General features: G+C 63.1%; 12 protein-coding genes and 1 tRNA gene. 7 read left to right on the forward strand and 6 right to left on the reverse strand.

Annotated elements, in window-relative coordinates; genetic code table 11:
• Positions 1 to 32 precede the first annotated feature (32 nt).
• A complete protein-coding gene (locus ABN482_RS07620; protein ID WP_349503422.1) occupies positions 33 to 767 on the reverse strand; it encodes an ABC transporter ATP-binding protein in 735 nt (244 codons plus the stop codon).
• Positions 760 to 2040 (reverse strand): lipoprotein-releasing ABC transporter permease subunit, encoded by a 1281-nt coding sequence (locus ABN482_RS07625; RefSeq protein ID WP_502877259.1) that lies wholly within the window; start codon positions 2038 to 2040, stop codon positions 760 to 762. The genes ABN482_RS07620 and ABN482_RS07625 overlap by 8 nt, the downstream gene beginning before the upstream one ends.
• A 90-nt stretch (positions 2041 to 2130) precedes the next feature.
• On the opposite strand from ABN482_RS07625, the gene ABN482_RS07630 reads away from it, so the two are divergent.
• From ABN482_RS07630 to ABN482_RS07640, 3 genes are all read left to right on the forward strand, one after another.
• Entirely contained in the window at positions 2131 to 3105 is a 975-nt protein-coding gene (locus ABN482_RS07630; RefSeq protein ID WP_349503423.1) for a hypothetical protein, read from the forward strand.
• Entirely contained in the window at positions 3087 to 4796 is a 1710-nt protein-coding gene (recJ, locus tag ABN482_RS07635) for a single-stranded-DNA-specific exonuclease RecJ (protein ID WP_349503424.1), read from the forward strand. Before ABN482_RS07630 ends, recJ begins: the two co-directional genes overlap by 19 nt.
• Positions 4797 to 4921: 125 nt before the next feature.
• Positions 4922 to 5677 carry a M48 family metalloprotease gene (locus tag ABN482_RS07640; protein WP_349503425.1) on the forward strand — a complete coding sequence of 252 codons (756 nt, stop codon included), beginning with the start codon at positions 4922 to 4924 and terminating at the stop codon, positions 5675 to 5677.
• Positions 5678 to 5701: 24 nt separating this feature from the next.
• Here the strand turns inward: ABN482_RS07640 and ABN482_RS07645 are convergent, their stop codons facing one another.
• Positions 5702 to 6670 carry an NAD(P)H-dependent flavin oxidoreductase gene (locus tag ABN482_RS07645; RefSeq protein ID WP_349503426.1) on the reverse strand — a complete coding sequence of 323 codons (969 nt, stop codon included), beginning with the start codon at positions 6668 to 6670 and terminating at the stop codon, positions 5702 to 5704.
• 206 nt (positions 6671 to 6876) lie between these two features.
• Here ABN482_RS07645 and ABN482_RS07650 point away from each other — a divergent pair.
• A tRNA-Arg gene (locus ABN482_RS07650) sits at positions 6877 to 6951 on the forward strand.
• Between the two features lie 51 nt (positions 6952 to 7002).
• Here the strand turns inward: ABN482_RS07650 and ABN482_RS07655 are convergent.
• Both ABN482_RS07655 and xerD read right to left on the reverse strand, forming a co-directional pair.
• The gene (locus ABN482_RS07655) at positions 7003 to 7494 is read right to left on the reverse strand and encodes an aminoacyl-tRNA deacylase (RefSeq protein ID WP_349503427.1); all 492 of its coding nucleotides are present in this window, start codon (positions 7492 to 7494) and stop codon (positions 7003 to 7005) included.
• A gap of 8 nt (positions 7495 to 7502) precedes the next feature.
• Complete coding sequence (xerD, locus tag ABN482_RS07660; protein ID WP_349503428.1) at positions 7503 to 8393, reverse strand: site-specific tyrosine recombinase XerD; 891 nt, start codon at positions 8391 to 8393, stop codon at positions 7503 to 7505.
• Positions 8394 to 8575: 182 nt separating this feature from the next.
• Between xerD and ABN482_RS07665 the strand changes: the two genes are divergently transcribed.
• A complete protein-coding gene (locus tag ABN482_RS07665; protein WP_349503429.1) occupies positions 8576 to 9487 on the forward strand; it encodes an AEC family transporter in 912 nt (303 codons plus the stop codon).
• Between the two features lie 61 nt (positions 9488 to 9548).
• Here the strand turns inward: ABN482_RS07665 and fumC are convergent, their stop codons facing one another.
• The gene (gene fumC / locus ABN482_RS07670; protein ID WP_349503430.1) at positions 9549 to 10937 is read right to left on the reverse strand and encodes a class II fumarate hydratase; all 1389 of its coding nucleotides are present in this window, start codon (positions 10935 to 10937) and stop codon (positions 9549 to 9551) included.
• A 224-nt stretch (positions 10938 to 11161) separates the two neighbouring features.
• On the opposite strand from fumC, the gene tsaE reads away from it, so the two are divergent.
• Together tsaE and ABN482_RS07680 are read left to right on the forward strand one after the other, a co-directional pair.
• Positions 11162 to 11692, forward strand: a complete 531-nt coding sequence (gene tsaE, locus ABN482_RS07675; protein ID WP_502877262.1) for a tRNA (adenosine(37)-N6)-threonylcarbamoyltransferase complex ATPase subunit type 1 TsaE — start codon at positions 11162 to 11164, stop codon at positions 11690 to 11692.
• Entirely contained in the window at positions 11674 to 13050 is a 1377-nt protein-coding gene (locus tag ABN482_RS07680) for an N-acetylmuramoyl-L-alanine amidase (RefSeq protein WP_349503431.1), read from the forward strand. The genes tsaE and ABN482_RS07680 overlap by 19 nt, the downstream gene beginning before the upstream one ends.
• Positions 13051 to 13056 lie beyond the last annotated feature (6 nt).

A 13056-nucleotide genomic window follows, 5' to 3' on the forward strand; every position in this document is an offset into this window, starting at 1 on the left:
AAGCGAATCCACCCCTTTGCCAGGTCTGTATTTCAGACCTGCTCTGCCTCGAGACGCCCCTCGCTCATGACCAGGCGACGACCGGCACGCGACGCCAGCTCCGGGTCGTGGGTCACGATGATGAACGCCGTGCCCGATTCCCGGTTGAGGCGTTCCAGCAGATCGAACATGGCATGGGCCGTATGACGGTCCAGATTGCCGGTCGGCTCGTCGGCCAGCACACAGGCGGGTCGCGTCACCAGCGCCCGTGCCAGCGCCACACGCTGACGTTCCCCCCCCGACAACTGGCCCGGATAGTGTTCGGCACGCGCTGCCAGCCCGACCTGCTCCAGTACCGCCAGCGCCTGTGCCCGCGCCTCATGGCGCGGCATGCGGCGCACGATCAGCGGCATCGCAACGTTCTCGACGGCAGAGAATTCATTGAGCAGGTGATGGAACTGGTAGACGAAACCCAGGCTGCGGTTGCGCAAGGCGCTGCGCTGCGACTCGGACAGCCCCATGCCCGCCACCCCGGCAACCTCGACACGGCCACTGTCGGCCGCATCAAGCAACCCCAGGATATGCAGCAGCGTGCTCTTGCCGGACCCGGAGGCACCGATGATCGCAACCATTTCACCGGCAGCGACACTGAGATTAACGTGATCCAGCACCTGGATGCGGACCGGCCCCTCATCGTAGGCCTTGCAGACATCGACGGCACGCAGGGCCACGGGTAACTGTCCGCCCGCCTGGCTGGACGCGGCAATGGAAACGGAACGATCAGTCATGGCGCAGCACGCTCGCAGGTTGCAGACGCGAGGCGCGCCAGCTCGGATACAGGGTTGCCACGAAAGACAGCAGCAGAGACACGCCACCGATCATCAGGATATCGGGCGCTCTCGGATCGGACGGCAACTGATTGATGAAATAGATCTGCTGCGGAATGAAATGCACACCCAGCAGCCGCTCTATGGCAGGCACGATAACATCGACATTGAGAGCCACCAGCGTACCGCCGGCCACGCCCAGCACGGTACCGACAATGCCGATCAGCGCCCCCTGCACCAGGAAGATGCGCGCCACCGATGCCGGGCTGGCACCCAGGGTACGCAGGATGGCAATATCCGAACGCTTGTCCTTGACCGTCATGACCAGCGAGGAAAGCAGATTGAAGGCAGCCACGGCCACAATCAGCGCCAGGATCAGGAACATCATGCGCTTTTCGGTCTGGACTGCTGCGAACCAGGCCCGGTTGTTCTGCGACCAGTCCAGCGCAAGCACGTCCGGCGGCAGGACAGCCGGCAGTTGCGCCGCCACGCGTGGTGCCTGCTGCATGTCCGAGATGCGCAGCCGCGCCCCGGCCACCGCCCCCTGGCGAAACACCCGCGCCGCATCCTCAACCTGCACGAAGGCAAAGGTCGAGTCGTATTCGTAATGTCCACTGGCGAACAGGCCCACCACGGTGAATTGACGCATGCGCGGCGTCATGCCGGCCGGACTGATGCTGCCTTCCGGTGCCATCAGCAGCAGCGTGTCGCCCACACCGACGCCGATGGAACCTGCCAGTTCTTGCCCCAGCACAATCCCGAAGCCACCCGGCTTGAGGTTGGACAACTGTCCCTGCACCATCTGGCCGGGCAGATCGGATACGCCGCCCTCATACTCTGCATCCACGCCGCGCACCTGCACGCCGCGCAGCGCCTGGCCCCGGGCCAGCATGGCCTGCGCAGCCACGAAGGGAGCCCCCTCCAGCACGGCAGGGTTGCGTTCGGCATCAGTCACCAACTCACGCCAGCGCGGCAGCGTCACGGCAGGACTGGCACCCGGCACGAACAGTTCGATATGGGGCAGCACCGACAGCATCCGGTCGCGCACTTCTTTCTGGAAGCCATTCATCACCGACAGCACCACGATCAGCGCCGCCACGCCCAGGCCGATGCCTGCCATGGAGCTGACCGCGATGAACGACACAAAACGGTCGCGGCCGGCTGAACCGCGCCGTTTGAAGCGGCGCAGCCAGGCCATGCCCGAGTAGCGCGCACCTATCCAGAATTCATACATCGTCGATTCCAACCGTGTCCATGAACGTGTTTGACAATTGGTAGCGGGTCTAGCCGCCTGATTGCCTGCATCATAATCTACAATCCCCCCATGCTGATCGTTCTGCCCGGCGCTTTGCCGTCCTCCCCTGTCTCCGCCTCCCTGGCTGCGCGACTGCCTTCCATCGCGCCCACGCTGGTTGCCTGGATGGCGCAATCGCGTCGCGAAATCCGGCCCTTCGATATCCGCCGCAATGGCTGCACGCCCTACGAGGGCTGGCTGCTCGAGCAGGCCGGCTATGCTGCGCAGCCTGGGCAGCCCCTGGGCGCAGCCCTCGGCCCCTGGCGTCTGTCGCAAGCCCTGTCAGCCCTGCCCGAGAACCCGCCCGCCGACCGTCCGGTTTGGCTGGTCGATCTGGTGCATCTGGCGCTGGGCAGCGAAGGTGCCTCCCTGCTGCCGCCCTCTGCCCTTGATCCCGGCCGCGAAGAAAGCGCTGCGTTGTTCGATGCCATCCACCCTCTGCTGGAGGGCGACGGTATCGAAGCACACATGCTGACACCGCAGACATGGCAGATCCAGGTGCCCAAGGCCTGGAACTGCCAGCACCTGGGCACGCCCGACATGCTGGCAGGTCAGCGCATGGACATTCTGTGTCCCCCGCGCCAATTGCCTCAGCCCTGGCGACGCCTGCTCAATGAAATCCAGATGACCTGGCACGAGCATCCCGTTAACCTGGCACGTGCCGAACGTGGCCAGACCGCACTCAACAGCCTGTGGCTGTATGGCGGCACCCGTTACCAGGCAGGCAATACGCCGCCCCAGTCCGTACCGACCCTGCTCGAGGATCTGCTGCCCGCCTATACCCAGGGCGACTGGAATACCTGGATCGGGCAGTTGGAACAACTCGACCACCGACTGGCCCCCTTGAGCCAGGAGCTGGATGCCGCACCCGGCCAGCCGCTGACCCTGATCCTGACCGGCAGTGACCGTATCGTCACCCTGAACCGCCCGGCCCGCCATGGCTGGCGCCGCTGGCTTCCCAAACCGAAACACGACTGGATTACCTGGTGGTCTCTCCCCGCTTGACGCTTCGCCCCGGCGATGACACTGCCTCCCGACAACTCGAAGCCGAAGGTATTCACCCCCTGCTGGCCCGCCTGTGGGCCGCGCGCGGCATCACCCGTGCGGAACAGGCGCGACTCGGCTGGGACCGGCTGCACCCACCCGCCCAACTGACCCACAACCAGCAGGCAGCCAGCCTGCTGGCCGACGCACTGGCGGCCGGCCAACGCATCCTGATCGTCGCCGACTACGACTGCGACGGAGCCACGGCCTGTGCAGTTGCCCTGCGGGCACTGCGCGCCATGGGTGGGCAGGTTGATTTTCTGGTACCAAACCGTTTCGAAACCGGCTATGGGCTATCCCCTGCAGTCGTCGAACTGGCCTGCCGACACCATGCCGGCAAACCGGACCTGATCCTGACCGTAGACAACGGCATCGCCAGCATCGATGGCGTCGAGGCGGCGCGTGTGGCCGGTATCGAGGTCATCGTCAGCGACCACCACCTGCCTGGCGACACGCTGCCGGACGCACTGGCCATCGTCAATCCCAACCAGCCAGGCTGCGGCTTTCCGTCCAAGAATCTGGCAGGGGTCGGCGTCGCCTTCTACCTGATGCTGGCCTTGCGCGCAGAATTGCGCCAGCGTGGTGTCTATCCCGCCAACGGCGGCCCACGGCTCGATGAACTGGCCGATCTGGTCGCGCTCGGTACCGTGGCCGATGTCGTCCGCCTCGACGACAACAATCGCCTGCTCGTTTCACAGGGGCTGGCACGCATCCGCAAGGGCCGCATGCAACCCGGCGTGCGTGCGCTCTTTGCCGTGGCGGCGCGCGATCCACGCAGCGCCAGCGCCTTCGATATGGGCTTTGCCGTAGGTCCGCGCCTCAACGCAGCGGGTCGTCTGGCCGACATGAGTCTGGGTATCACCTGTCTGATCACCGACGACGACGCCCTGGCCGAAAAAATCGCCCATGAGCTCGATGCCATCAATCGCGAGCGACGCAGCATCGAAACCGTCATGCGCGACGAAGCCATGCAGGCCATGGAAAATACCGAGGCCAGCCAGAGCGCCTGTGTCTGCGTCTTCAATCCCAACTGGCACCAGGGTGTGGTCGGGCTGGTCGCCGCCCGCCTGAAAGAACGCTTCTGGAAGCCTACGCTGGCCTTCGCGCCGGCCGACGACGACGAAATCAGGGGCTCGGGCCGCTCCATTCCCGATGTGCACCTGCGCGATGCCCTTGACCTCGTCTCCAAGCGCCATCCGCAGTTGATCCGCAAATTCGGCGGCCATGCCATGGCTGCCGGCCTGACACTGGGCCGCGAGGACCTGCCTTTTTTCCGCGATGCGTTCGACCAAGCCGTCCAGACCCTGACCGGTCGCAGCCAGTTCGATCCCCAGATCGAAACCGATGGCTCGCTCGAAAGTGCCTTTGCCAACGCAGATGTGGCATTGATGCTGCAGGCCCAGGTTTGGGGGGCAGGCTTCCCAGCCCCCTCCTTCCTAGATCGCTTCGTGGTACGCGATCAGCGATTGCTCAAGGGCAAGCACCTCAAGCTGTCGCTGGAACGAGACCATCAGCGCTTCGATGCCATCTGGTTCGGCCAGTCCGAACTGCTGCCCGAATACATCGAGGCTGCCTACCGGCTGGAACCCAATACCTGGCGAGGCGTCGTTTCGGCACAGTTGGTCATCGAGCACGCCCAGGCCGCGCACTGAGCCGCTTGCTGCATTTTTTCTCGTTTTGCATCAACGTATTGCAGCGTGGCTGCAGGCCCACCTGTGCCCGTTACAATCCTGCCGGCCCTACATTTCAAAAAGTTGTCACACACAGGAGAAGAAGCATGAAGTTCAAATTGATTGCCAGCGCCGTACTGGTGGCAGGCCTGTCTGCAGGCTGCATGGAGACCGCCAACATGGGCGGCCTGATGGACTCCGGCAGCAAGCTGATGCAGGCCTACAACCTGAGCGACCAGGAAGTCATCGACCTGTCCAACCAGGCATGCGCCCAGATGGACCAGGAAAACCGCGTCGCCGGCAAGAACTCCAAGTACAACCAGCGCCTGCAGCGCATCGTGCGCCCGCTCGCCAAGGACCTCAACGGCCAGACGCCTGAATTCAAGGTCTACCTGACCGACGACGTCAACGCCTGGGCCATGGCCAATGGCTGCATCCGCGTATACACCGGCCTGATGGACAAGATGAACGACGACGAACTGCGTGGCGTGATCGGCCACGAGATGGGTCACGTTGAACTGGGTCACAGCAAGCGTGCCATGCAGACGGCCTACACCCTGTCGGCCGCACGCGATGCCGTAGGTGCATCGGGCAGTGCCGCCGCCGTGGCGCTGAGCAGTTCGCAACTGGGTGATCTGACTGAAGCCCTGCTCAATGCACAGTTCTCGCAATCGCAGGAAACCGCTGCCGATGATTATTCGTTCGAACTGCTGACCGAACGCAAGCTCAACACTCAGGGACTGGTCACGGCCTTCCAGAAGCTGGCCGAACTGGGTGGCGGCGAAAGCAGCATCATGAGTTCGCACCCCGGCTCCAACGAGCGTGCCGCCCGCATGCAGGCGAAGATCGACGCCGCCAAGTAAACATCCCCCGGAGGCAGTCGGCAATCAGTTGCCGATGCCTCCCTGCAGGCGTCCACGCGCCTGCGCATATTCTGCGGCCAGGCGCTCGACCAGGCTGGCAGCCGGCACCACGCCGTGTACTGCAGCAATCCCCTGACCACTCCCCCAGATGTCTCGCCATGCCTTGGCAGCATGATCGCCACCGAAGTCCATGCTGGTCAGGTCGCCTGCCGGCAGATTGGCCGGATCCAATCCGGCCGCCACGACACTGGCCTTCAGATAGTTGCCCGCCACGCCCGTGAAAAAACTGCTGTAGACAATATCGTCCGACGAGCCGTCCACCACGGCCTGTTTGTAGGCCTCACTGGCACGCGCCTCATCGGTGGCGATGAAAGCCGAACCGATATAGGCAAAATCCGCCCCCATGGCCTGCGCAGCCAGTATGGCCCCACCGTTGGCAATCGCCCCCGACAGGGCCAGTGGCCCATCGAACCACTGCCGGATCTCCTGGACCAGCGCAAAGGGGCTCTTCACCCCGGCATGGCCCCCGGCACCGGCTGCCACGGCAATCAGCCCATCAGCTCCTTTTTCGATGGCTTTGCGGGCATGGATATTGTTGATCACATCGTGCAGCACGTGTCCCCCGTAGGCATGCACGGCCTGATTGACCTCGGGCCGCGCGCCCAGGGAAGTGATCACCAGCGGCACACGATATTTTTCGAGCAATGCCATGTCCTGCTCCAGGCGGGCATTGCTTGGATGCACGATCTGGTTGATGGCGAATGCAGCTGCCGGGCGCTCGGGATGCCGTGCATCATGCGCAGCCAAACCTTCGCAGATTTCGGCCAGCCATTCGTCGAGCTGCGAAGCCGGACGGGCATTGAGTGCCGGCATGCTGCCGACGATGCCGGCCTTGCACTGCGCCAGCACCAGTTGTGGCGTGCTGACGATGAACATGGGGGCAGCAATGACAGGGATACGCAACGCAGACAACGTACTGGGCAGCCTGGACATGACATGTCTCCTTATCGGTTTGTTGTCTGCCTACTATAACCGTGTCTCGTCATGCACAAAACATGCTAAGATAAAAAGCTATTTGATTTTCAAATCAAGCAGCTAAGAACACGAAAGCAACAAAAAATCAAATCAAAAAAAACCGGTCGCCCTTTCTGGGTCGATACTGCCTTCATACAGCGCAGCTTTTCATCGGACCGGCCTTTCTCGCCGTAGTTAAATGGATATAACTTCCCCCTCCTAAGGGGAGATTACAGGTTCGATTCCTGTCGGCGAGGCCATGAACAGCCTCCTCACTACGTCTGCGACTGCCCGGGGCACTACAAGACGGCTCAGTCGACCAGCGCCACCTGAACGGGACGGGCGTCCAGCAATCGACCCAGCACAGCAGGGTCCAGCCCCAGAAGATAACCCCGGCGACCACCATTGATATAGATGCCGGGCAAATCCAGGATCGTGGACTCCACCCAGACCGGCATGCGCTTGCGGGTTGCAAACGGCGACGTCCCCCCCACCTGGTAACCAGAATGCCGCTGTGCAGTCTCAGGGGCACAGGGTTCGATGCGCTTGACGCCCACCTGCCTTGCCAGGTTGCGCGTGGACACTTCGCAATCACCATGCATCAGGATGATCAGTGGCTGCTTGCGCTCGTCTTCCATCACCAGCGTCTTGACGACGCTATGCGGGTCCAGGCCCAGTTGGCGCGACGCTTCGGAGGTCCCGCCATGATCGACATATTCGTAGACATATTCCTCGAAAGCCACCTTCTGCTGCTTCAACAGACGTGTGGCAGGTGTTTCGGAGACATGTGCGGACTTGCTCATTGGAGAATTCAACCTCTTGGATGATGAGCGGCATGCAAGGTCTTCAGCCGCTCCCGGGCCACGTGAGTATAGATCTGCGTCGTAGAGATGTCGGCATGACCCAGCAGCATCTGTACCACGCGCAGATCGGCACCATGATTGAGCAGATGCGTGGCGAAGGCATGCCTGAGCACATGCGGCGACAGCGGGGCATGAATATCGGCCAGCACCGCATACTTGCGCACCAGCACCCAGAACATCTGCCGCGTCATGCCGGCACTGCGGTTGGTCAGGAACAGCGCATCGCTGCGCGCCTGGCCCAGCATGAATGGCCGGCCATGCGCCAGATACTGTGTCAGCCAGTGGCAGGCCTCCGCCCCCAGCGGCACCAGCCGGTCCTTGCCCCCCTTGCCCATGCGTACCCGCAGCACGCCTTCATCCAGGCTGACATCCAGCACATTCAGCCCCACCAGTTCGGAGACCCGCAAGCCGGTGGCATACAGCGTCTCCAGCATGGCACGATCACGCAGCCCCATCGGGTTTTCCGTCACGGGCGCGGCCAGCAACGCCTCGACCTGCCGCTCCGACAGCGTCTTGGGCAGGCGGGCCGGCTGCCGGGCACTCTGGATAGTCTGGCAGGGATCAAGCGCGGCCCGTCCGGTTCGCAACGCCCAGGCATAGTAGCGCCGCAAGGTCGCCAGACGGCGGTTGGCCGTGCTGGCGCGTGTCTGCGCATGACAGGCTGCAAACCAGCCCTGGATATCGTGTGGCTGCACTGCATTCAGGTCAGGCGAGGCCTTTCCTGCCTGCGCCAGCCAGCCCGAGAATGCCCGCAGGTCACGGCGGTACGCCTGCAACGTGTTGTTCGACAGGCCATCTTCCAGCCATAGCGCATCGATGAATGCATCCACGTCCGACATCAGGACGACTCCATAAATATGACGCTCCGGCAACAAAAAACACTCCGGGGCGATCTTAAGACGTTTGCCGGATCAGGTCGAGCCGGCGAACCAAACAATCAGGCGTCCAGGCTTCTGGCATATGCTTATGCGATACAGTCATCATCCATACAGATCTCACGACTCCATACGACCGCTGCACCATGTCTACCTTCCTGCTCGTCCTGCCTGATTTCATGCTGATCCTGCTCGGCTGGCTGCTGCGGCACCGCCTGGGCTTCGAACGCAGTTTCTTCATGCCGCTGGAGCGGTTGATCTATTACGTCCTGTTTCCTGCCCTGCTGTTCCAGGCCACGCTGCGCGCGCCCATCGTGCTGAGCGATGCCATCAACCTGATCGGTGCCACCCTGGCGCTGCTGGCAACCGGCATCCTGCTGGCGCAACTGGCCCGGCCACTGCTGCGTCTGCCGGCTTTCGAACATGCCTGCGTGGCGCAATGCGGATACCGTTTCAACACCTATCTGGGACTGGCCATCGCGTTCAGTCTGGCCGGCACGCGTGGTCAGAGCATCATGGCCATCATCATCGGCCTGGCCGTGCCGGTCGTCAATGCGGCCGCCGTCTTCGGACTGGCACGCACCAACGGCGGCAGTGTCGGCCGTGAACTGCTGCGCAATCCCCTGCTGCTGGCAACCGTGCTCGGGCTGGCAGGCAATATGCTGGGGCTGCACCTGCCCGGACCTATCGAGATTTTTGCCAGCAAGCTCGGGGCGGCGGCCATTGCACTGGGTATTGTCTGCGTGGGGGCCAACCTGTCCTGGGAAGGCGGCAAGGGACAGGTCGGCACCATGACCTGGATGCTGGCGGTCAAGCTGATCGCCATGCCTGCCCTGGCCTGGCCAATCGGTCTGGCATTCGGCCTGCCTGCAGTGGAACAGGCCATGCTGCTGCTGTTCGCCACACTACCCACCGCATCGAGCGCCTACATTCTGGCCATTCGCATGGGAGGCGATGGACGCGCCGTTGCACTGCTGATTTCAACAGGCACACTGCTGTCGGCGCTGACCATCCCGCTTTGGCTGCTGATGCTGCCGGCCGCTATCCAGGTGCAATGAGCGCGCATGGGATGCACCGTCAAAAAGTACTGCCGGTACGGGGCCGGCAGTACCTTGCACCTCAACGCGAGTTGGTCATGTCCTGGGGCACGACCCACTGCACAAACTGCGCCTCGGTCACATAGCCCAGCGCCAGGGCCGACTCCTTGAGGGAGAGGTTTTCCTTGTGTGCCTTCTTGGCGATCTGGGCGGCCTTGTCGTAGCCGATATGCGGATTGAGGGCCGTGACCAGCATCAGCGAACGATTCACCAGTTCCTCGATGCGCTCGCGGTTGGGCTCGATACCCCGTGCGCAGTGCTCGTCGAAACTATGCATGCCATCGGCCAGCAGGCGCACCGACTGCAGGAAATTGTGGATCAGCAGCGGCTTGAATACGTTCAACTCGAAATTGCCGCTGGCCCCGCCCATATTGATCGCCACATCGTTGCCCAGCACCTGCGCCGCCAGCATGGTCAGCGCCTCGCACTGCGTGGGATTGACCTTGCCCGGCATGATGGAACTGCCCGGCTCATTCTCGGGAATGCTGATTTCACCCAGCCCCGAACGCGGGCCGCTGGCCAGCCAGCGCACATCATTGGCGATCTTGATCAGGCCGGCCGCCAGCGTCTTGAGGGCACCATGCGTGAACAGCAGCGCCTCATGCGAGGCCAGGGCCTGGAATTTGTTGGGGGCCGATACAAAGGGCACGCCCGTGTCGCGCGCCAGTTCGGCCGACACGCGGACGCTGAACTCCGGATGTGCGTTCAGGCCGGTTCCGACAGCCGTGCCGCCGATCGCCAGTTGATGCAGGCCGGGCAACGTCGCCCGGATCTGCTGTTCGGCCAGTTCGAGCTGGGCCACATGGCCCGACAGCTCCTGGCCCAGCGTCAGCGGCGTGGCATCCTGCAGGTGCGTACGGCCGATCTTGACGATATCGGCAAAAGCCTCGCTTTTGGCCTGCAGCGTCTTGCGCAACGCCACCAGGGCCGGCAAGAGGACCTGCTCGACCTGCACCGCTGCCGCCACATGCATGGCCGTCGGGAAGACGTCATTGGAAGACTGGCCACGATTGACGTGATCATTGGGGTGTACCTTGCGCCCCTCGCCGCGTTCGCCACCCAGGATTTCCGAAGCCCGGTTGGCCAGGACCTCGTTCATGTTCATGTTGCTCTGCGTACCAGACCCTGTCTGCCAGACCGACAGCGGGAATTCATTCGGCCACTTGCCGGCCACGACCTCGTCGGCAGCGGCGATGACGGCCTTGGCAATGCCGCCATCGATCTGGCCCAGTTCTGCATTGACATGCGCGGCGGCGCGCTTGAGCCTGGCCAGCGCGTCGATCAGTTGCGCCGGCATTTTCTCGGTCGAGATGGCGAAGTGATGCAGGGAACGCTGCGTCTGTGCGCCCCACAGATGATCGGACGGCACCTCGATCGGGCCGAAGGTGTCTTTTTCGATACGAATGCTCATACTGCGCTCCACCACAAATGAAAACGGTTATGGATAGTAAAATCGTTAGCTTAGCAGATGCGGGAACTCTGCTGCCCAGGTCCCAGCCTGCGCGGGATCGGAAGACATTTATACGGTATTCTTTCGGCTTGCCGCCATTGCCACCGCATATCCTCTGCCGACGATACGCCCGATTGCCCAATCTCGCCACCCCAGCCACCACCATCATGCCCGCCCATGCCCCCCTGCCCGCGCCCGAGCAGCGCGAACTGACTCTGCCCGACAGCGAGGCAACCGAACAGTTGGCCCAGAAGCTGGCCACCTTCATCCTGGCCGATGCAGTTCCCCAGGCGACCGCAGCCGGGCATGGCCGGCCTGCCTATCCAGTGGCACATATCCACCTGCAGGGCGACCTGGGTGCGGGCAAGACGTGCTTTGCCCGTGCGCTGTTGCGCGCATGCGGCGTTCAGGGCCGGATCAAGAGCCCAAGCTATGCTTTGCTTGAATCTTATAAAATTTCTAGCTTATACTTGCATCATCTTGATTTCTATAGATTTAGCAATTCTGACGAATGGCTGGATGCAGGATTCGACGAACTGCTGCTCGAACCGGCCCTGGTTTTGATCGAATGGCCGGAGCGCGCAGCAGGACGGTTGCCCCGCCCCGACCTGCTGATTGGGCTGGATTATGCAACCGATCCTGACCCCGCTGCCGGACGTATCGCCAGACTGACTGCCTACACGATGCGAGGGCGAACATGGCTGACTCATCTCTGATTCCCCGCAGCGGCACCCGCCGCCGCCTGCTCGGCGCAGCAGCCACACTGGCTCTGCTGCCCGTCTGGCCGCGCACGGCCCAGGCTGCCAGCATCCTGGCCGTGCGTACCTGGCCGGCCGACGACTACACCCGCGTCACCCTGGAGATCGACACCGAACTCAAGGCCGAGCACTTCACCCTGGACAATCCCCATCGACTGGTCGTCGATATCGAAGGGCTGACCATGGCGCAGGCGCTCAACGAACTGGTTTCCAAGGTCAAGCCCGACGATCCCTATATTGCCGGTTTGCGTGTCGCGCAGAACCGCCCCAATGTCGTGCGCCTGGTGTTCGACCTGAAGCAGGCCATCGCACCGCAGGTCTTCACGCTCAAGCCGGTGGCCGACTACCAATACCGTCTGGTGCTCGACCTCTATCCGCACGCGACCCAGGATTCGCTCACCGCCCTGCTCAAGGATATCTCCCAGCAGGACGACGATCCACTGGCCCGCATCCTGGAAGACATTTCCCGCAGCCCGGCCGGATCGCAGCCGGCTCCCGCCGAAACCCCGGTGCGCCCGACCACGCCGCCGGCCGTGGCGACAGCCCCGCCCCAGCCGGCGCGATCCACCCAGCAGCCGGTACGGCCACCCGCAACCAGCGGTGGCCGCACCCGCACACTTATCGTGGCCATCGATCCGGGCCATGGGGGCGAGGATCCTGGCGCAGTTGGCCCGGGCGGCACCCACGAGAAAACCGTGGTGCTTCAGATCGCCAAGCGTCTGCAGCGCCTCATCGACGCCACACCCGGCATGCGTGCCTACATGACCCGCGACAGCGACTTCTTCGTGCCGCTGAACGTACGCGTCCTGAAGGCGCGCCGGGTCAAGGCCGATCTGTTCATTTCCATCCATGCCGATGCCTGGACCCGGCCCAGTGCCAACGGCTCGTCGGTTTTCGCGCTGTCGCAACGCGGAGCCAGCAGTACCGCCGCACGCATGATGGCCGCCCGCGAAAATGCGGCCGACCTGATCGGTGGCGTCAACCTAGGCAGCCAGGACCGCCAGGTCGCCAGCGTCCTGCTGGACCTGTCCACGACGGCACAGATCAGCAATTCGCTGCAAGTGGGCGGCAACGTCCTCGACCAGATCGGACAGTTTCACCGCCTGCACAAGCCTCGCGTCGAACAGGCCGGATTTGCCGTGCTGCGTGCCCCGGACATCCCCTCCATCCTGGTGGAGACCGCTTTCATCAGCAACCCTCGCGAAGAACAGCTGCTGAAAACGGCAGCCCACCAGGACAAGCTGGCCAATGCCATCCTGGGTGGCGTGCGCAGCTATTTTGCGGCCAATCCGCATATTGCGCAGGCCACTGGCTGATCCGGG

The organism is Corticimicrobacter sp., from assembly GCF_040137905.1.
Taxonomy (GTDB): Bacteria; Pseudomonadota; Gammaproteobacteria; order Burkholderiales; family Burkholderiaceae_B; genus Corticimicrobacter.